The organism is Limnohabitans sp. (assembly GCF_046052765.1).
Lineage (GTDB): Bacteria > Pseudomonadota > Gammaproteobacteria > Burkholderiales > Burkholderiaceae_C > Limnohabitans.
Genome location: NZ_JAVLFQ010000073.1, coordinates 1 through 16,389, shown reverse-complemented (window position 1 = coordinate 16,389; position 16,389 = coordinate 1). Strand labels below are relative to the sequence as shown.

21 protein-coding genes and 1 tRNA gene are annotated in these 16,389 nt (G+C 51.3%); 4 read left to right on the top strand and 18 right to left on the bottom strand.

All coding sequences use genetic code 11. The features are described 5' to 3' along the window. Positions 1-1,317 (top strand): TRAP transporter large permease, encoded by a 1,317-nt coding sequence (locus AC9UG7_RS11110; RefSeq protein WP_509587702.1) that lies wholly within the window; start codon positions 1-3, stop codon positions 1,315-1,317. 129 nt (positions 1,318-1,446) lie between these two features. Here AC9UG7_RS11110 and AC9UG7_RS11105 read toward each other — a convergent pair whose 3' ends face one another. From AC9UG7_RS11105 to AC9UG7_RS11095, 3 genes are all read right to left on the bottom strand, one after another. Beyond that, positions 1,447-1,821, bottom strand: a complete 375-nt coding sequence (locus tag AC9UG7_RS11105; protein ID WP_509587699.1) for a surface-adhesin E family protein — start codon at positions 1,819-1,821, stop codon at positions 1,447-1,449. A gap of 92 nt (positions 1,822-1,913) precedes the next feature. Further along, positions 1,914-2,399 carry a cupin domain-containing protein gene (locus AC9UG7_RS11100; RefSeq protein ID WP_509587697.1) on the bottom strand — a complete coding sequence of 162 codons (486 nt, stop codon included), beginning with the start codon at positions 2,397-2,399 and terminating at the stop codon, positions 1,914-1,916. A gap of 326 nt (positions 2,400-2,725) precedes the next feature. Continuing rightward, entirely contained in the window at positions 2,726-2,854 is a 129-nt protein-coding gene (locus tag AC9UG7_RS11095) for a hypothetical protein (RefSeq protein WP_509587694.1), read from the bottom strand. A 281-nt stretch (positions 2,855-3,135) separates the two neighbouring features. On the opposite strand from AC9UG7_RS11095, the gene AC9UG7_RS11090 reads away from it, so the two are divergent. Then, entirely contained in the window at positions 3,136-3,519 is a 384-nt protein-coding gene (locus tag AC9UG7_RS11090; RefSeq protein WP_509587692.1) for a VOC family protein, read from the top strand. A 360-nt stretch (positions 3,520-3,879) separates the two neighbouring features. Here the strand turns inward: AC9UG7_RS11090 and AC9UG7_RS11085 are convergent, their stop codons facing one another. The 8 genes from AC9UG7_RS11085 to AC9UG7_RS11050 all read right to left on the bottom strand — a co-directional run bounded on the left by AC9UG7_RS11085 (position 3,880) and on the right by AC9UG7_RS11050 (position 8,074). Further along, complete coding sequence (locus AC9UG7_RS11085; RefSeq protein WP_509587689.1) at positions 3,880-4,203, bottom strand: hypothetical protein; 324 nt, start codon at positions 4,201-4,203, stop codon at positions 3,880-3,882. 40 nt (positions 4,204-4,243) lie between these two features. Beyond that, positions 4,244-4,447: a hypothetical protein gene (locus AC9UG7_RS11080; protein WP_509587687.1), complete on the bottom strand. Its 204-nt coding sequence runs from the start codon at positions 4,445-4,447 to the stop codon at positions 4,244-4,246. Positions 4,448-4,470: 23 nt separating this feature from the next. Then, positions 4,471-5,612, bottom strand: a protein-coding gene (locus tag AC9UG7_RS11075; RefSeq protein WP_509587684.1) for an IS3 family transposase whose coding sequence is annotated in 2 segments (ribosomal slippage) — positions 4,471-5,366 and positions 5,366-5,612 — 1,143 coding nt in all. Because the reading frame shifts where the segments join, the coding sequence is not laid out codon by codon here. Beyond that, a complete protein-coding gene (locus AC9UG7_RS11070) occupies positions 5,587-5,868 on the bottom strand; it encodes a hypothetical protein (RefSeq protein WP_509587682.1) in 282 nt (93 codons plus the stop codon). Before AC9UG7_RS11070 ends, AC9UG7_RS11075 begins: the two co-directional genes overlap by 26 nt. Positions 5,869-5,924: 56 nt before the next feature. After that, positions 5,925-6,308 (bottom strand): hypothetical protein, encoded by a 384-nt coding sequence (locus tag AC9UG7_RS11065; protein WP_509587680.1) that lies wholly within the window; start codon positions 6,306-6,308, stop codon positions 5,925-5,927. Between the two features lie 328 nt (positions 6,309-6,636). Continuing rightward, positions 6,637-7,656 (bottom strand): tyrosine-type recombinase/integrase, encoded by a 1,020-nt coding sequence (locus AC9UG7_RS11060; protein ID WP_509587678.1) that lies wholly within the window; start codon positions 7,654-7,656, stop codon positions 6,637-6,639. Between the two features lie 113 nt (positions 7,657-7,769). Continuing rightward, positions 7,770-7,845, bottom strand: a tRNA-Phe gene (locus AC9UG7_RS11055). Positions 7,846-7,879: 34 nt separating this feature from the next. Next, positions 7,880-8,074, bottom strand: a complete 195-nt coding sequence (locus tag AC9UG7_RS11050) for a hypothetical protein (RefSeq protein WP_509587676.1) — start codon at positions 8,072-8,074, stop codon at positions 7,880-7,882. A gap of 68 nt (positions 8,075-8,142) precedes the next feature. On the opposite strand from AC9UG7_RS11050, the gene AC9UG7_RS11045 reads away from it, so the two are divergent. Together AC9UG7_RS11045 and AC9UG7_RS11040 are read left to right on the top strand one after the other, a co-directional pair. Continuing rightward, positions 8,143-9,069, top strand: coding sequence for an ATP-binding cassette domain-containing protein (locus AC9UG7_RS11045; protein ID WP_509587674.1), 927 nt, complete (start codon positions 8,143-8,145; stop codon positions 9,067-9,069). After that, entirely contained in the window at positions 9,069-9,836 is a 768-nt protein-coding gene (locus AC9UG7_RS11040) for an ABC transporter permease (protein ID WP_509587672.1), read from the top strand. Before AC9UG7_RS11045 ends, AC9UG7_RS11040 begins: the two co-directional genes overlap by 1 nt. 42 nt (positions 9,837-9,878) lie before the next feature. Here AC9UG7_RS11040 and AC9UG7_RS11035 read toward each other — a convergent pair whose 3' ends face one another. From AC9UG7_RS11035 to AC9UG7_RS11005, 7 genes are all read right to left on the bottom strand, one after another. Beyond that, complete coding sequence (locus AC9UG7_RS11035) at positions 9,879-10,202, bottom strand: 2Fe-2S iron-sulfur cluster-binding protein (protein ID WP_509587670.1); 324 nt, start codon at positions 10,200-10,202, stop codon at positions 9,879-9,881. Further along, positions 10,202-11,140 carry a tripartite tricarboxylate transporter substrate-binding protein gene (locus AC9UG7_RS11030; protein WP_509587741.1) on the bottom strand — a complete coding sequence of 313 codons (939 nt, stop codon included), beginning with the start codon at positions 11,138-11,140 and terminating at the stop codon, positions 10,202-10,204. Before AC9UG7_RS11030 ends, AC9UG7_RS11035 begins: the two co-directional genes overlap by 1 nt. 112 nt (positions 11,141-11,252) lie before the next feature. Continuing rightward, positions 11,253-12,500: a phenylacetate--CoA ligase family protein gene (locus tag AC9UG7_RS11025; protein WP_509587668.1), complete on the bottom strand. Its 1,248-nt coding sequence runs from the start codon at positions 12,498-12,500 to the stop codon at positions 11,253-11,255. Between the two features lie 6 nt (positions 12,501-12,506). After that, positions 12,507-13,316: an ABC transporter ATP-binding protein gene (locus tag AC9UG7_RS11020; protein ID WP_509587666.1), complete on the bottom strand. Its 810-nt coding sequence runs from the start codon at positions 13,314-13,316 to the stop codon at positions 12,507-12,509. 26 nt (positions 13,317-13,342) lie between these two features. Then, positions 13,343-14,665: an ABC transporter substrate-binding protein gene (locus AC9UG7_RS11015; protein WP_509587664.1), complete on the bottom strand. Its 1,323-nt coding sequence runs from the start codon at positions 14,663-14,665 to the stop codon at positions 13,343-13,345. A gap of 43 nt (positions 14,666-14,708) precedes the next feature. Further along, positions 14,709-15,785 (bottom strand): branched-chain amino acid ABC transporter permease, encoded by a 1,077-nt coding sequence (locus tag AC9UG7_RS11010; RefSeq protein WP_509587662.1) that lies wholly within the window; start codon positions 15,783-15,785, stop codon positions 14,709-14,711. Positions 15,786-15,787: 2 nt separating this feature from the next. Then, a partial coding sequence (locus AC9UG7_RS11005) for a branched-chain amino acid ABC transporter permease (protein ID WP_509587659.1) occupies positions 15,788-16,389 on the bottom strand: 602 nt, incomplete at its 5' end.

Here is a 16,389-nt window from a genome sequence, read left to right as displayed (position 1 = left end):
ATGGATCTGATGAACTTAAGCCCCGACGCGGTGGCCATCATCGGCTTTGTCGCTTTGTTCACCTTGATGCTGCTGCGCGTGCCAGTCGGTATGGCCATGGGATTGGTAGGTGTTTGCGGCTACAGCTATATCGCCGGTAGTGGACCGGCGCTCAAGCTGATCGGCCAGACATCGATGCGCACCGTCACCGATTACACCTTCGGCGTCATCCCCATGTTCATGCTGATGGGCGCGTTTGTATCGGTGTCTGGCGTGAGCCGCGAATTGTTTCGTGCAGCGAATGCATTCATCGGCCATTTGCGTGGCGGCCTGGGCATGGCCACGGTGATTGCTTGCGGCGGCTTTGCCGCGATTTGCGGTTCTTCTGTTGCGACGGCGGCGACGTTTTCTTCCGTGGCCTACCCCGAGATGCGCCGCTTCGGTTACCCGCAATCGTTTTCCACCGGCGTGATCGCAGCTGGTGGCACCTTGGGCGCGATGCTGCCACCGTCCACCGTGCTGGCGGTCTACGCCATCCTGACACAACAAGACATCGGCAAGTTGTTCATGGCAGGCATCATCCCAGGCCTGTTGGCCATGGCTATGTATGTGATGACCATCTTCATGATCGTCAAAGTCAAACCCGATTGGTTGCCACGCGGCCCTGCCACCACTTGGACTGAACGGTTTGCAGGCCTGAAAGATGTCTGGGCACCGCTGCTGTTGTTTGTGTTTGTCATCGGTGGTTTGTATGGTGGATTTTTCACGCCGACAGAAGCCGGTGGTGTCGGCGCGAGCGGTGCGTTTTTGCTTGGCGTGTTGCGCGGCAAATTAGACCGCGCAGGCATCTTGGAAGCGCTGTTGTCAGCCACACGCACGGCAGCCGCTGTATTCACCGTTTTGATTGGTGCATTGATCTTTGGCTACTTTCTCACCATCACCCAAACACCGCAAAAACTGACTGGGTTTTTGACCGAACTGGGTTTAGGGCCTTATGGTGTTCTCGCATTGATCATGTTGATGTACCTGGTGCTCGGTTGTTTGATGGACGCCATGGCTATGATCATCTTGACCGTACCGATTATTTTTCCTGTGATCGTGCAACTGGGCTTTGACCCCATTTGGTTTGGCATCATCATCGTCATGACGGTCGAACTGGGTTTGATTCACCCGCCGGTAGGTATGAATGTCTTCGTGATCAAAAGTGTGGTGCATGACGTGAGTTTCATGACCATCTTCAAAGGTGTGATTCCTTTTGTGCTGACCGACATCCTGCGCTTGATTATTCTGATCGCGTTTCCGATGATTGCGCTTTGGTTGCCGGGGCGGATGGCCTAGTTTTTTTTGACATTGCTTAGATGTTGAAGTCACGCTTAGGCCGACCCGTTCGGTGCGCTTTTTTCTACGCTTTCGCTCGAAAAAAACGCCCCCGCCTGTTCGGCCTTCAAAATTGGAGTCTGACCCCAATTAACAAATTTTCCTAAGCAATAACGCGTCAACACCATCTGGCGCAATACGGGTGAAGCGCAACGGGGTTTCGTAATGGTTCATCACCTCACCTTGGGCATGCAATCCGGCATACCGGGTAACTTGTGAATTGGCCAATTTGGCGGCCCTACAGTCCACAGCGGTAAGTGTTTTTTCAGAACGCACTTCCTTGCCCTCTAAATTGGTCAAAGGTTGCGCAAAATCTGTCAAGCGCCAGACATGGATATGGTCAGTCTGTACCTGCGCTGTGGGCTCATAAAAAAAAGAACCCTCCGCGTTTTGCGTCAACGCTAACCAATCGGCAGTGGCCGGTAGACACCAACAGGCCATTGCACCACACAGGGTTTTCAACATCAGGTTGAATATTCGATCTTTTCTCACATTTGAATTTTTGGTTGACACTCAAGTACCTATAAAACGCATGAAAACTCTACCAGCCAATGACATCAATTGAGTTTGCGTGGTTCACCAAAATCACCGACCTGAGGAAACATGAAAGTCGTGCTGCTCGGGCCTATGCCCATGATTTGTACAGTAGCTCCCTCAGTGCCTCCACCATCGTAATGAATGGCGCCTGCAGGGTGCTGCATGTAACTGCCTGTTCTGAGCGGTTGCGTGGCTTTGGGATCCCAACTGTCGTCCGTACCCGCAAGCCAAGTGCCTTGCATGACGGTGACATACCGGTCTTCGCGGTGGTAATGCGGTGCGCTCATGACTCCCGGTGGAAACACCACACGAATGACATACGGGCCGGGCTTGGACGGATCGCCTGAGATCACCGCCAGTTTGACGCCCTTACCCGCGTCTTTCCATGTGATATTTTCTGGTTCGACCACGGTAAATGTCTTGTCAAGACTTTGCGCTGCGGCCATGCCTACGAAGCTGCAAATCGCCAAAGACATGGCGCACAAATTGAATCTTAAAAAACGCATGCGACGTCTCCTTGCTTATGTTCTTTCCATCTTAACTGCTGGTGTTTTTTTTACTGCTCTGGTTTTCCCCTTGGGGTTCGCATATGAGGACTCGCCCGTGCGCTGTCTTCCCTTATTTCAAAATCTTTTGCCATACACATACCACTGATGACATGTGCAAACCTGATCAAGGACAGCTAACAGCAGCGTAGCTTGCGCTGCCAAGCTTAATCATCACTGGGTTTCTGTCAACGGCACCCCAAGTTGCGTCTTCCCAAAAATAAAGCCCTGGGATGACTCGCAGGGCTGATTGACTGGCTGCGGCTATTTAGCCGTTTTAATTCCGCTCAGCTGTTGCGGTTGACGATCATCACAATGGACGCCAGCAAAGTGATGATGCCGCTGAAAGCCACGATGCCGCCAATGTATACCTTGGCCAATTTGTTTCTGGTTTGGACTGCAAGCGTTTCGTTCATGGCTGACCTTTCTGAGATGAAATGTTTGTTGTATCAGTCTAATGAAGTTTACACATATTGGCAACATAATTGTCAATTAAAATTGACATTAAGGGCTTGTCGAGCTGAAAATACACCCATTTGCAGGGGAAAACTCTGTGCTTAAACGCGTTTTTTTAGCGCTAGACATTCGTTTGTATGCAAAATTATGACTTAATGTATATTTGATAAATCCATCTCTTTAGTCAAAATTACAACTCTTGAGTTGAAACTGCCTCTACTACTTTTTTGCTAGGTGATTCATGGCTAAATTAAGGAACCCCATCGGTTGGTTTGAAATCCACGTGTCGGACATGGAACGCGCCAGCCGCTTTTACAGCGCAGTTTTTCAGCAAACCTTGAGCCCATTGCCCCCACCTGAACCGCAAGTAGAAATCCGTATGCTCAGCGGCGACATGACCATGCATGGTGCCAATGGTGCGCTGGTCAAGCATCCGATGAAAAAGCCGTCGACGCAAGGCGTACTGGTGTATTTCTCATGTGAGGACTGCGAGACACAACAAGCGCTGGCCCTCGAGAACGGCGGCAAAGTGCTCAAACCCAAATTCAGCATCGGCAACAACGGTTTCATTGCCATCATTGGCGACAGCGAAGGCAATGCCATCGGCTTGCATTCGATGCAGTGATGGGGTCCTAAAACACCGTCAGTACTTCCGCATTGAAGGCTTATGTATGGTGGCCTGGAGTGGAATCGAACCACTGACACGCGGATTTTCAACGCTAACCCCAAACTTAATAGGGCAGTAATTTCAACGTGTTCTAACTTACGAAAGTTTCGGTGTGCGTAGTTCGTACACTTAAGCAACGTAGCAAAAGTACGCACCGCGCTTAAAAGTATTTTTACTATGCCTGTCGTCCGTCCTCCATCAGATTTACAAAACACTATGTTTTTTGCCAAAAACGCACTGTTTTCAGTGTGTTTCAAGACATTTGCAATGCACACGTAACGCAACTTAATGCAATTAATAACTTTACTCTGCTGCAGATTACGGCATGCGCAGTTTACGTAAGCGTTCAGCGTCACGATGTTTGCGCTGCCTATCACGCTCAGCCTGTAGTTGTTGTCTGTCACGTTCAACGTTTTGCTTTAACGAGTTTATACGTGCTTGCTGTGGTGTTAGTGGCTTGATAGGTTTAATAGTGCTGTCAAGCAATGTGTCCTCTTCGTTAGCTTGTACTGGTGACACAGCAACGCTGTTCATTCCGTACTTGTACTGAAGCAGTAGTCTTGCGTGTATTGTGCTGTCAGCAAAAACAATCGTCTTAACTAACTGCCCACCTATACGCACGGTAGCCAAATATTTGTTCATACAAATATTTAGTTACCACTAACAACACATCACATAAACCTTACCCACCAAACCCTTCACGCAGTTTGTTAGCGGCATTCTCAATCGCGGTGTCCAGTTCGCCGTTAAGCACAGCAGTCTTAACAACCTCCAGCACGTTAACCAACTCTTTTTCTACGCCCACTTCAATAGCGTACTTACCCTTCGCCAGTTCCAACACCTTGCTACCGTAACGTACGCAGAGTGCCAACTTGCCGTTTGGCATTCCCCCAATTTCCTAGACACATTTCATAGCGCAGTTTGACGTTTACGCTCGAACTCAATGGGGCTGAGTTGATCGAGATGCTTGTGGCGTCGAACTCTATTGTAGAAACCCTCGATGTAATCGAAGATGTCTGACTTGGCCTCAGCCCTTGTTTGGTAAATCCGCTTCTTGATTTTTTCACTCTTCAAGTTACTGAAGAACGATTCGGCCACAGCGTTATCCCAACAGTTGCCCCGACGACTCATGCTCGGGCTCAGCCGGTTGTCTTTGCACCAACGGTTGAACTCATCGCTGCCAAATTGGCTGCCCTGATCCGAATGAATGATGACTGTGTCTTTGGGCTTTCTTCTCCACACGGCCATCGTCAGTGCATCCAGCACCAAGCTCGTTTGCATGCGCGAACCCATGCTCCAACCTACCACCGCACGCGAATGCAAGTCCAGAACAGCGGCCAAGTAAAGCCAGCTCTCATGTGTGCGGATGTAAGTGATGTCCGTCACCCACGCCTGGTCCGGTTCGTCATGTTGGAATTGGCGCTGCAACTGATTAGGTGCCACAAGCGCGGGCTTGCCCACTTTGTACCTAGGGCGCTTATAGCCTCGCACTGACTTGATCTGAGCCACTCGCATCAGCTTTGCCACTCGGTTCTCACCGCATGCCACGCCAGCTTCTCGCAGATCACAGAAGATGCGTGGGCTTCCGTAGATGCCCATGCTTTGATCAAAGAACTCGCGGATCTTCACAGTCAACGCCTCGTTAGCTTTGGCTCTTGGGGACTGTGGCTCATGCAGCCAAGCGTAGTAGCCGCTGCGGTGAACTTTGAGAACACGGCACATGCTGATGAGTCGAAATTCAATTCGGTGCGCTTGGATAAACGCGTACTTCACCCGGACTGCTTGGCAAAGTACGCGGCGGCCTTTTTTAGGATGTCGCGCTCCTCGGTGGTTCGCCGCAGTTCAGCCTTGAGTTTGGCCATCTCGGCTTGCATCGCTTTGAGATCGTTGGATTCGGGTTCATCTGCTTTTTTGAACTTGCTGACCCATGTGTACAGAACACCTTCAGCAATTCCAAGTCGTTTGGCTACATCGACAACCGAGTGTCCCTTATCGATGACTTGTTTGACCGCTTCTTCCTTGAACTCAGGCGAGTATTTCGTTCTCTTCATTTCTTCCACTCCAATCCAGTTTTGACATTATTAAATGTCTACTGAATTGGGGGAATGCCATTTTGGTCGAACTGCGTTTACGCTTGGCTTTGAGTACACCACGCAGGTCAGTTGGACCAAAGCCGTGCGTTTTAATCAGTGACTTAACAGTTTCTAAATCAGCATCTCGTGATTTCTTTTTCAGTTCTTCAACTTTGGCGTTTGCATCAGCAGCGGCTTTAACCGCTGCTGCTAGTTGTTCATTTGCTGTTGCCATTAATTAGACCTTCAAAATGCTTTCGTAATTGCTAAGTGTCGAAATGCTGCTTAGTCTTATTTTGTTTTCTGAACTAAACCTTCACATTTTTTTTGAATCGCTGATTGTTGAATTGCATCCTGCTCACCTTTAAGTCGAGCCAATTCAGCTTGCTGTTCTTTATTACCGCCACCCATAAAAAATGCAGCTGGCCAAAACAATACTACTGTTGCAGCTGTAGCAAGGTTTTGGTTACTTGCTTTTTCATCAAAAACTCCACCAATTTGTGTTGCCCTTATCTGCAACCGCTGCAATTCTGATCTTAATTGATCACAATCATAAGTAGAAAACTGTAGTGGTGAAATGTACGTAGACTGAATATCTGACGACTTTGTTGCACACCCTCCAATCACTAAAGTAAAAATCATGCATGCGACAAGGGGGTTTTTGATTAAGTTCATCGATTTTTCCTTTTAATAATTCAACCAATAATTTACTTCAAATATAATAAATATATCTAATTAAGAATTTATGACAAATCAAGCCAACTTGTCCGCCGCCATAGTCGCAGTCAACTTTGAGTAGTGCATTTCTATCATTGCCGCACTATTTCCCATCTGCTTGCTTAACGTGTGTATGTCTGTGCTGTTGTTCAATAGTTCCAACGTAGCGTAGGTATGACGGAGGCTGTACAGCGTACGTGTTTGCCCCTCTGCATCCTTTAGTAGTCCACAGTCACGTAGCAAGCGTCTAAACGTGCCACGCAAGTCGTGCGGTTGGTAACCGTTGCTAAAACGGAACAGTAACTGTGGGTGACGTGACTTGAGTCACTTGTTCAAAGTCCACCCCCTTAATGTCGTCCTGTCGTGCGTGTAGCCTACGCAGTACGTCAACAGCCCTGTGTTTGGCAATCAGCCAGCGTCCGCCCGTTTTGCCACTGACCCACACACGCAGATACTTAATGTCTTTGTGTGTGTGCCACTCAATATCTTTCCAACATATGCCCATTGCTTCTGTGCCGTGCCGCATCCCTGTTAACAACAGCATCTCAACGTAGTCACGCACTAACGGTCGTATCTCGTGTTCAACAGCAAAGCGTCCAGCGTGTTGCCACGTCTCCATATACACAAGCAACGTGTTTATCTCTTGTTCTGTAAACGCAGGACGTGTCTTGCCTTTTAATCCGCGTGTCGTTAACTTGGGCACTGGTACACGCTCGCTAATTAATCCGTTCGCTACTGCTGTCGCAATAACTCTGTTCCACGCACTTGTAAAGTTGTTTAGCGTAGACGTTTTAGGTTTACGCAACATCTGCCTATCCCGCCACAACTCAAACTCAACAATGTCTGTGTGCGTTATGTCCTCTAACCTACGCTCCGCAAAGTACGGCACAAAGTACTTCTCTATACAACTGACGTACGTGTGATATGCAGTCTTGCCGTTACTTGCGTCTATTTGTTTTCGCAGTTCTAACAGCGTCAGTGCCGCTATCTGTGCGTAAGTGTGTGTGCGGTGTGCTAAACCCAGTCGCTGTCTGTACCTTGCTTCGTCGTAGATGTCACACGCTACTGCAACGGCGTGTTCTAAAGACGCTTTGCGTGTGCTCTGTCTGTACCAAGTGCCGTCTGCTAACTTGTAGCGACATTGATATAAGAGACTGCGTGTGCGTCTGTAAACAACAAGTTCGCCATCGCGTAGGTACACCACCTGCGGATTAACTGTGCTGAAGGTACTCAGCACTTGCTTGCGTTGTGTGGGGGTGAGAGGGGGTAGTGTTGGGGGTGGTGCGTTACTTGTACGTACAGTCACAGCAACGTCACAGCACTTGAGGGTTAAGTTGGTACAGCGTGGGGGGTGCTATTACTTAACGTAGTGAGCAAAGAAAAAACCGTAGCACTTAAAGTAATGCTACGGTTTTCAAATGGTGGCCTGGAGTGGAATCGAACCACTGACACGCGGATTTTCAATCCGCTGCTCTACCAACTGAGCTACCGGGCCGTAAGGGTTGAAACTATACCACTGAAGCCATGCCTCAGGGCGACGCGGGTTGCATGGCGCCGCGCTCCTTTTGGTACTTGTCAAAAGGGGGCAGCGGATTGGCCTTGCTTCGGTTCATGTCTGCCGCACGCTGCTGTTCGGTGCGCAGGCCTTCATAAAAAGCCATTTCTGAACATGCGGCTTGCAACATCAACACCCCAATGAACACATAAGACGCAAAAACTTTCATCATCCCATTTTAGTTTCTATACCGTCACTGACCCAAGGCACAATAGCTGCTGTTACTTTGATACTTTCATGCAAACACAACCCCAACTTGAGTGTCAACATCTGAACAAACGCTTTGGCAACAACCTGGTGGTTGATGACCTGTCGTTTTCCCTTTTCCCCGGCGAGTGTCTTGGGGTCATCGGTCCCAATGGCGCGGGTAAAACCACCACCTTTCGCATTTGCTTGGGACTCACCACGCCAGACAGCGGCAGTGTCAGCGTTTTTGGCGAACATATGCCCAAGCAAGCTTTGTCGATCAAATCACGCTTAGGCGTGGTCAGTCAGTTCGATAGTCTGGATCCTGATTTCTCCTGCGCCGAAAACCTGTTGGTTTATGGTCGCTACTTTGGCATGAAACGCGCTGACATCGATACACGGGTTCCCTCCTTGTTGGAATTTGCTGCCTTGAGCCACAAAGCGAATGCCAAACCAGGCGAACTCTCAGGCGGCATGAAACGCAGACTGAGTCTGGCAAGGGCTTTGATCAACGACCCCCTGTTACTGCTGCTGGACGAACCCACCACTGGACTGGACCCACAGGCACGGCACCTGATGTGGGAGCGTTTGCAACAGTTGTTACAGCAAGGCAAATCGATTTTGTTGACCACGCATTTCATGGATGAGGCCGAACGCTTGTGCGATCGATTGCTGGTGATTGATCACGGTCGCAAGATTGCCGAAGGTCGTCCGCGTGATTTGATTGCCGAACACCTCGAGCCGGATGTGGTGGAAGTCTTCGGTGGCGACACACAAGCACTTGCCAACGGCCCCTTGCGTGCGCTCGCGCAGCGTGTTGAAGTCAGTGGGGACACCGTGTTTTTCTACACCCAAACGGCGCAAAGCTTGCTGCAGGCGTTGGCGGCATTTCCCGGCGTGCGCAGCCTGCATCGTCCAGCGAATCTAGAGGATTTATTTTTGAAACTGACCGGGCGGCAAATCCGCGAGGAGGGATGATGCACCTGCGATTCTGGCCCGTGTTTATGCGCAATTTTCTGGTGTGGCGCAAGCTGATCATTCCCAGCCTGATCGCCAATATTGCCGAGCCGTTGATGTGGTTGGTGGCCTTTGGTTACGGTATGGGTGCGTTGGTAGGTGAGGTCAGCATGGGAGAGCAAAAAGTGGCTTACATCGTGTTTCTGGCCAGTGGTTCGATTTGTATGAGTGCCATGAACGCAGCTACTTTTGAGGCCTTGTATTCAGCGTTCTCGCGCATGCATGTTCAAAAAACCTGGGACGGCATCATGAATGCGCCGGTGCGTTTGGACGATGTGCTGCTGGCCGAGATGTTGTGGGCTGCGTTCAAAGCTTTATTCACCGTCACTGCCATTTTGTTTGTCATGCTGGCCCTGGGCATTGTGCACAGCTGGAAAGTGCTGCTGGCTTGGCCGATATTGTTAGGAGTCGGTATCACCTTCAGTTGTCTGGCTTTGATTTTCAATGCGCTGGCCAAAGGCTACGACTTCTTCACTTATTACTTCACTTTGTTTTTAACGCCGATGATGTTTTTAAGCGGCGTATTTTTTCCACTAGACAGCCTGCCTGATGCGGTTCGCTGGATCGCCATGGCACTTCCGCTGACGCAAGCGGTTGCCTTGGTGCGTCCCTTGTTCTTGGACCAATGGCCTACCCATGTGTTGCTGCACTTGGGCGTGTTAACTGCTTACGCCGTCACTGCGTGGATGATTGCCTTGCACCTGACGCGCAAACGCTTCAAACAGTGATCGCTGGCAAGCCACGGAATTGTTTGATGGCCTGAATAATTTTCAAAGTTGTCGCTCGGGCAAGTAAATACGCAATCCATCCATGAAATATTCAACAACGATTTGACAAGCCAAGCGACTGTGCGCCTCACGCGCCACAGCCGTGAAATCCAGCATGGCTTCTTCGTCCTCGCTGGGCGCGAACAATTCTTTGGCGTGTTCGGGTTCGATAAAACAGTGGCAGGTGGCACACGTGCAATTACCGCCGCATTCCGCCACAAACCCGACGACGCCTGCTTCTTGCGCTGCACTCAATAGCGTTTGACCGTTTTGCGCCATCGCCTCTTGCACCGAGTCATCAGGGTAAATAAAAATCAGTTTGATCATCAGTCTGCGTATGCTCCGGCTGCTTTGATGATGGGGCTCCATTTATTGATTTCAGAGAGCACAAATTTTTTATGCTCTGAGGGTTCGGTGCGTTTGTCGGTGATCATCACTGCGCCCAAGTCCTGCTGCTTCTTGATGAACACCGGATCGTTCAATACAGTCCTCATGGCGTTGTTCCATTTGGTTTGTGCCTCCACTGACATGCCTTTGGGGCCGTAGGCTCCGTGCCAGATACTGATTTGAAAACCTTTGACCCCGACTTCCTGCATGGTCGGTAATGGGCTGAACACAGCTTGGGTTAGTCGCTTGGCGCTGGTGACTGCATAGGCTTTGATTTTTTGTGATTCGATGTAAGCCATGGTGTTGGTGGTTTGATCACACAAGACATCGATCTGTCCGCCCATCAGGTCAGTGATCGCCATGGAAACACCTTTGTAAGGGATGGTGGCGAGCTCGGTTTTCATGGCGGCCTGCCACAACAAACCGCACAAATGCGAAGCCGAGCCTATGCCTGCGTTGCCCAGATTGACCTTGTCTTTGTTTTTATTGATCCAAGCAGACAGTTGTTTGTAATCGTTGGCTTCCATGCTGGGACGCGCGACGATGCTCATCGGTACTTCATGGATCATGCCTAGAAAAGTGAAATCAGTGTCGACCTGAAACCCGAGATTGCGGTTGAGCGTAGGCATGGTGGCCATGCCGATGTGGTGAATCAATATGGTGTGTCCATCGGGTGCGGCACGCGCTACTTTTTGGGTGGCAATTGCGCCACCTGCACCCAGTACGTTTTCCACCACAATCGAATTCACACCCAGTGGTTTACGCAATGCCTCGGCCATGTCACGCGCCAACCTATCGGTCGGTCCGCCTGCGGTGAATGGCACCACAATAGTGATCGCTTTGTCTTTGATGGGAAAACTTTGCGCCATGGTTTGCATGGCCCCACATGCCAGCAACGCACCTATGACGACTGACCATAGGGATGACGTGTGCACACTTTCTGTGAGCCGCCAAGTGTGGACTTGAAAAAACGCCAGAGGCCAAGCGTTTTTATTTGTAACTGCGTGCATCTTCAATCACTTTGCCATCGTTGGGCAAGCTGCCCGGGGCTGCGACCACGATCTCAGCACGCAGCTTGGTGATGTCGCGCACGGCTTGCTCTACTGCGCTGATCAATTCTGCGCTCTGCGCGGATGTTTCGATGTGCAAATGCATCTGGTCTTGCGCCATTTCACCGCTGACCACCAATCGGGCTTTGCCAATGACCTCAAACCGCTTGACGATTTGATCGACTTGCCCAGGGTGCACAAACATGCCGCGCACTTTGGTGGTTTGATCGGCGCGACCCAGCCAGCCTTTGATGCGGCTGTTCGTGCGGCCTGTGGGACAAATGCCCGGCAATAACGCCGTCAAATCGCCGGTACCAAAACGAACCAAGGGGTAATCCGGGTTCAGTGTGGTCACCACGAGTTCACCGACTTCGCCCTCAGCCACAGGGTCACCCGTGCCGGGTCTTACGATTTCAACAATGACACCTTCGTCCAGTACCAAGCCCTCACGTGCTGCGGTTTCATAGGCGATCAAACCGATGTCTGCGGTTGCATAGCACTGGTAGGCTGTCACGCCGCGTTCAGCCAGCCAATCACGCAACGAAGGTGGAAACGCTTCGCCGCTGACCAAGGCTTTTTTCAATGAGGGCAAAGCCACGCCTGTTTCAACAGCTTTGTCGATGATGATTTTCAAAAAACTCGGTGTGCCGCAATAGCCTGCGGGGCGCAATTCAGCCATGGCTTGCAATTGCTGTTCGGTTTGTCCGGTGCCACCCGGAAACACGCTGCAACCCAAAGCATGCGCACCGCTTTCCATGATGGAGCCTGCCGGTGTGAAGTGGTAACTAAAGCAGTTGTGTACCAATTCACCCCCACGGAATCCGGCTGCAAATAAAGCGCGGGCAACGCGCCAATAGTCCGAGCGCGTACCTTCGGGTTCGTAAATGGTGCCGGGTGAAGCAAACACGCGAGGCATGGATTTGCCGAACGACAAGGCAGAAAAACCACCGAATACATCGTGAGCACGCTGTGCTTGTTGCCGTTCAAGCAGTTCATATTTGCGCGTGACTGGCAAAGCTGCCAGCGCCACGCGTGACGTGATGGAAGCAGCGTTCACGCCTTTCAAAATCTCAGCGAAAGCCGGTGCGTGCTGTTGCGCATGCGCGATGAGTTTGGGCAATGCTTGCAGCAATGCGGCTTCACGCTGCGCCGGGTCGCGCGTTTCTAGAGTGTCGTAACTGTCTGTCATAGGTGTTCAGGCAAGCCAGCGCTTGCGGCGTTTGTAACTTTTCACATCCTTAAAGCTTTTGCGTTCTCCGCCGCCCATGCCCAAGTAAAACTCTTTCACGTCCTCGTTACTGGCCAAATCTGCGGCCGCACCGTCCATGACAATGCGTCCCGATTCCATGATGTACCCGAAGTCGGCGTAACGCAAAGCCATGTGGGTGTTTTGTTCGGCCAGCAAAAAAGTGACGTTTTCTTTGTGATTCAAATCTTTGACGATGTTGAACACTTCCTCGACGATTTGCGGCGCCAGCCCCATGGAGGGTTCGTCCAGCAACACCAGGCTGGGGTTGGCCATCAAGGCGCGTCCAATCGCGCACATCTGTTGCTCGCCGCCAGAAGTGTATGCAGCCTGCGAAGTGCGGCGTGTTTTTAAGCGGGGAAAGTAGTTATAGACTTTGTCCAGATTGGCGGCAATTTCACCTTTGTCGCTTCGGGTGTAACTGCCAGTCAGCAAGTTTTCCTCGATCGTCAAATGGGCAAAGCAATGCCTGCCTTCCATCACCTGTACCACGCCGCGTTGCACCAAATCTGCAGGCGTCAAGTTTTCAATACGTTCACCGAGCAACTCAATACTGCCCTTGGTGACCTCGCCACGTTCACCCTTGAGCAAATTGGAGATGGCTCGCAGTGTGGTGGTTTTGCCTGCGCCATTGCCGCCTAGCAAAGCCACAATGCCGCGCTCGGGCACCTGCAATGAGACGCCCTTGAGCACCAAGATCACATGGTTATAAATCACCTCGATGCCGTTGACATTCAAAACAATGCGGGGCGTGCTCATGTCGGTGTCCGGTTGCATGGCTCAGATCAGGACTGGCAGTCTTGCCCTGTGCGCCGAGTGAGTTTTTTCTCGGCCGCGTATTTGTCGGCGGTGGACTTGACCAATGGCTTCAAAATTTGCTCGTCAGCTTGCATCCACTCAGAGGTGAATTCCCAGGCCTTGCCATTCCAAGTGTGAATACGCGTCCAAGCCGCACCCATGTGGTCCATGCACGAGGTGCTGATAGGACGCATCACGCCCTTGAAGCCGAGCGCGTCGAGTTTCGCTTGTGTGAGGTTCAGATTTTCCAATCCCCAACGTACCTGCTCACCCGTCATGACTTTACCTTTGCCAAAACGCTCTTGGGCTGAACGTATGCCTTCAATACCGATCATGGCGCTCATCACACCACGCAAGTAAAGCACTTGACCCACTTCTTCTTTAGGGCCTGTGCCTTGGCCTTTGTCATGGATTTGACTCAACATGAATTTCACAATGTCGGCATTGGGCTCAGCGCCGTGTTGAATAGTGACTGCGTTGTAGCCCTTGGCGCCGTCCGCCACGTCTTTGACATCAGGCTCGGCACCCGCCCACCAAACGCCATACATTTTTTCACGCGGATAGCCCGTGGCTTGCGCTTCCTTGATGGCGGTGGAATTCATCACACCCCAACCCCACAGCACCACGTAATCGGGTTTGGACTGACGCACTTGCAACCAAGTGGCTTTTTGCTCCACGCCGGGAGGCGTGACCGGCAGCAATTGCAATTCAAACCCGTGGTTACGCGCTCGCTCTTGTAGCAAAGGAATAGGCTCTTTGCCAAACGGGCTGTCGTGGTAGACCAAGGCGATTTTTTTGCCTTTGAGTTTGTCCAATCCGCCTTCTTTTTTGCCAATGGCTTGCACAATGGTGTCGGCTGCCACCCAGTAGGTGCCGGCGATCGGGAAATTCCATTTGAACACCGCGCCGTCAGAGCTTTCGCTGCGGCCATAGCCAATGGTCACCACAGGAATTTTGTCACCAGGCGCTTTTTCTGTGATGGCAAAAGTGGCGCCCGTGGACAAGGTTTGCACAAAGCTGGGGTTTTTACTTTTCAGTCGCTCGTAGCACTCGACACTGCGGGCTGTGTCGTAGCCAGTCTCGCATTCTTCGTAGGCGATCTTCACACCGTTGATGCCGCCTTTGGTGTTGACCAGTTTCAAGTAATCCACAAAACCATTCGCCCAAGGCGTGCCGTTCGGTGCGTAGGGCCCTGTCCGGTAAGACAAGACAGGCACAAATTGCTCTTTGGCTTGCGCCAAGGCTGGTGTAGCGACGCTCATGCCCATGGTGGCCAACACGGCCGATAACAACAAAAGGGGGTTCTTCATCTTTGTCTCCTTCAATTTCAACTCACACACAGTTCATACAGGCTCAATACGGGAACGGCCAGACGCGCAATTTTTGTTTGCCAATGGCCCACAAGCGTGCCAAGCCATGCGGCTCGACAATCAAAAACCAAACAATCAAAGCACCAAAGATCATCAACTCGGCATGTGAGACCACGGTAGTGGAAATCACCAGACCGAACCAAGCGGCGAACACGGGCAGAAACTGATTGAGGAAAATCGGCAGCACCACAATGAAACCCGCGCCTAAAAAGCCGCCCATGATGGAACCCATGCCGCCGATGATGACCATGAACAACAAGCGAAAGGATTGATCAACAGAGAAGGCACTGGGCTCCCATGAGCCCAGATAAATAAAAGCCCAAAGTGCACCAGCCATGCCGATGATGAAAGAGCTGACGGCAAACGCGCTGAGCTTGGCGTACATGGGGCGAATGCCAATGACGGCTGCTGCCACGTCCATGTCGCGTATGGCCATCCATTCGCGGCCGATGGCGCCGCGCACCAGGTTCTTGGCCAACAAAGCCACGACGCACAACAGGCTCAAACAAAACACATATTTGCTGAGGTCGCTTTCAATCGGCAAGCCAAACACTTGCAAGTTGGATACCGACACCGATCCGGAAGGCGTGTCCAGTGTGAACCACTTGATACGCAAAAACATCCAATCTGAAAAGAACTGCGCGGCCAAGGTGGCGACAGCCAAATACAAACCGCGCACACGCAAACTGGGCAGACCGAACACAATGCCGAACACCGTGGCACACAGGCCGCCTAATATCAAGGTCGGAATCAAAGGCAAGCCGGGTATACGCGCAAAAAAGTTGTACGCGCCATAAGCGCCAACTGCCATGAACGCACCCGAGCCCAAGGAAATTTGGCCGCAATAGCCGACCAGAATATTCACACCCAGCGCGGCCATGGCCATGATGACGAAAGGAATCAGAATGGCGCTGAACATGTAATCTGAGGCGAGAAGCGGCACGCCGACAAATGCCAGCAGCAGCAAAGCCACCATGAACCAGCGGTCTTGCAGAATGGGGAAAATCTGCTGGTCCGCTTGGTAGCTGGTTTTGAATTGGCCGTTTTCTCTGTAAAACATAGTTAGACGCGATCAATAATTTTCTCGCCGAAGAGTCCCTGAGGACGCACAAGCAAGAACAGCAAAGCCAACACATAAGCAAACCAGATCTCGATGCCGCCACCGACATACGGGCCGAGGTAAACCTCTGACAATTTCTCGCCGACACCGATGATCAAGCCGCCGATGATGGCACCGGGCACGGAGGTGAGTCCACCCAGAATCACCACAGGCAAAGCGCGCAAGGCGACGGTAGCCAAAGAAAACTGCACGCCGAGTTTGCTGCCCCAGATCATGCCGGCCACCAGAGCCACCACACCGGCCACGCACCACACAATCACCCAAATACGGTTCAAGGGAATGCCGATAGACTGCGCCGCTTGATGGTCATCAGCCACGGCGCGCAAAGCGCGTCCGGTGCTGGTCTTTTGAAAGAACAAAGACAGCAAAGCCACCAGACACGCCGCGATCAAAGCGGCAATCACATCTTCCTGGTTGATCAAAATGCCGCCGGGGAAAGTGGACTCGAAGGCCATCACCGGTTCTTTAGGCATGCCAATGTCAATCTTGTAAATGTCGCTGCCGAACAAAGATTGGCCCAGTCCTTCCAAAAAGTAGGTGATGC

Bases quoted from the DNA above. Each gene is read 5' to 3' on its own strand.
- AC9UG7_RS11110 (WP_509587702.1), top strand. From the start codon at position 1: ATGGATCTGATGAACTTAAGCCCCGACGCGGTGGCCATCATCGGCTTT.
- AC9UG7_RS11105 (WP_509587699.1), bottom strand. From the start codon at position 1,821: ATGTTGAAAACCCTGTGTGGTGCAATGGCCTGTTGGTGTCTACCGGCC.
- AC9UG7_RS11100 (WP_509587697.1), bottom strand. From the start codon at position 2,399: ATGCGTTTTTTAAGATTCAATTTGTGCGCCATGTCTTTGGCGATTTGC.
- AC9UG7_RS11095 (WP_509587694.1), bottom strand. From the start codon at position 2,854: ATGAACGAAACGCTTGCAGTCCAAACCAGAAACAAATTGGCCAAGGTA.
- AC9UG7_RS11090 (WP_509587692.1), top strand. From the start codon at position 3,136: ATGGCTAAATTAAGGAACCCCATCGGTTGGTTTGAAATCCACGTGTCG.
- AC9UG7_RS11085 (WP_509587689.1), bottom strand. From the start codon at position 4,203: ATGAACAAATATTTGGCTACCGTGCGTATAGGTGGGCAGTTAGTTAAG.
- AC9UG7_RS11080 (WP_509587687.1), bottom strand. From the start codon at position 4,447: ATGCCAAACGGCAAGTTGGCACTCTGCGTACGTTACGGTAGCAAGGTG.
- AC9UG7_RS11070 (WP_509587682.1), bottom strand. From the start codon at position 5,868: ATGGCAACAGCAAATGAACAACTAGCAGCAGCGGTTAAAGCCGCTGCT.
- AC9UG7_RS11065 (WP_509587680.1), bottom strand. From the start codon at position 6,308: ATGAACTTAATCAAAAACCCCCTTGTCGCATGCATGATTTTTACTTTA.
- AC9UG7_RS11050 (WP_509587676.1), bottom strand. From the start codon at position 8,074: ATGAAAGTTTTTGCGTCTTATGTGTTCATTGGGGTGTTGATGTTGCAA.
- AC9UG7_RS11045 (WP_509587674.1), top strand. From the start codon at position 8,143: ATGCAAACACAACCCCAACTTGAGTGTCAACATCTGAACAAACGCTTT.
- AC9UG7_RS11040 (WP_509587672.1), top strand. From the start codon at position 9,069: ATGCACCTGCGATTCTGGCCCGTGTTTATGCGCAATTTTCTGGTGTGG.
- AC9UG7_RS11035 (WP_509587670.1), bottom strand. From the start codon at position 10,202: ATGATCAAACTGATTTTTATTTACCCTGATGACTCGGTGCAAGAGGCG.
- AC9UG7_RS11030 (WP_509587741.1), bottom strand. From the start codon at position 11,140: ATGCAAACCATGGCGCAAAGTTTTCCCATCAAAGACAAAGCGATCACT.
- AC9UG7_RS11025 (WP_509587668.1), bottom strand. From the start codon at position 12,500: ATGACAGACAGTTACGACACTCTAGAAACGCGCGACCCGGCGCAGCGT.
- AC9UG7_RS11020 (WP_509587666.1), bottom strand. From the start codon at position 13,316: ATGAGCACGCCCCGCATTGTTTTGAATGTCAACGGCATCGAGGTGATT.
- AC9UG7_RS11015 (WP_509587664.1), bottom strand. From the start codon at position 14,665: ATGAAGAACCCCCTTTTGTTGTTATCGGCCGTGTTGGCCACCATGGGC.
- AC9UG7_RS11010 (WP_509587662.1), bottom strand. From the start codon at position 15,785: ATGTTTTACAGAGAAAACGGCCAATTCAAAACCAGCTACCAAGCGGAC.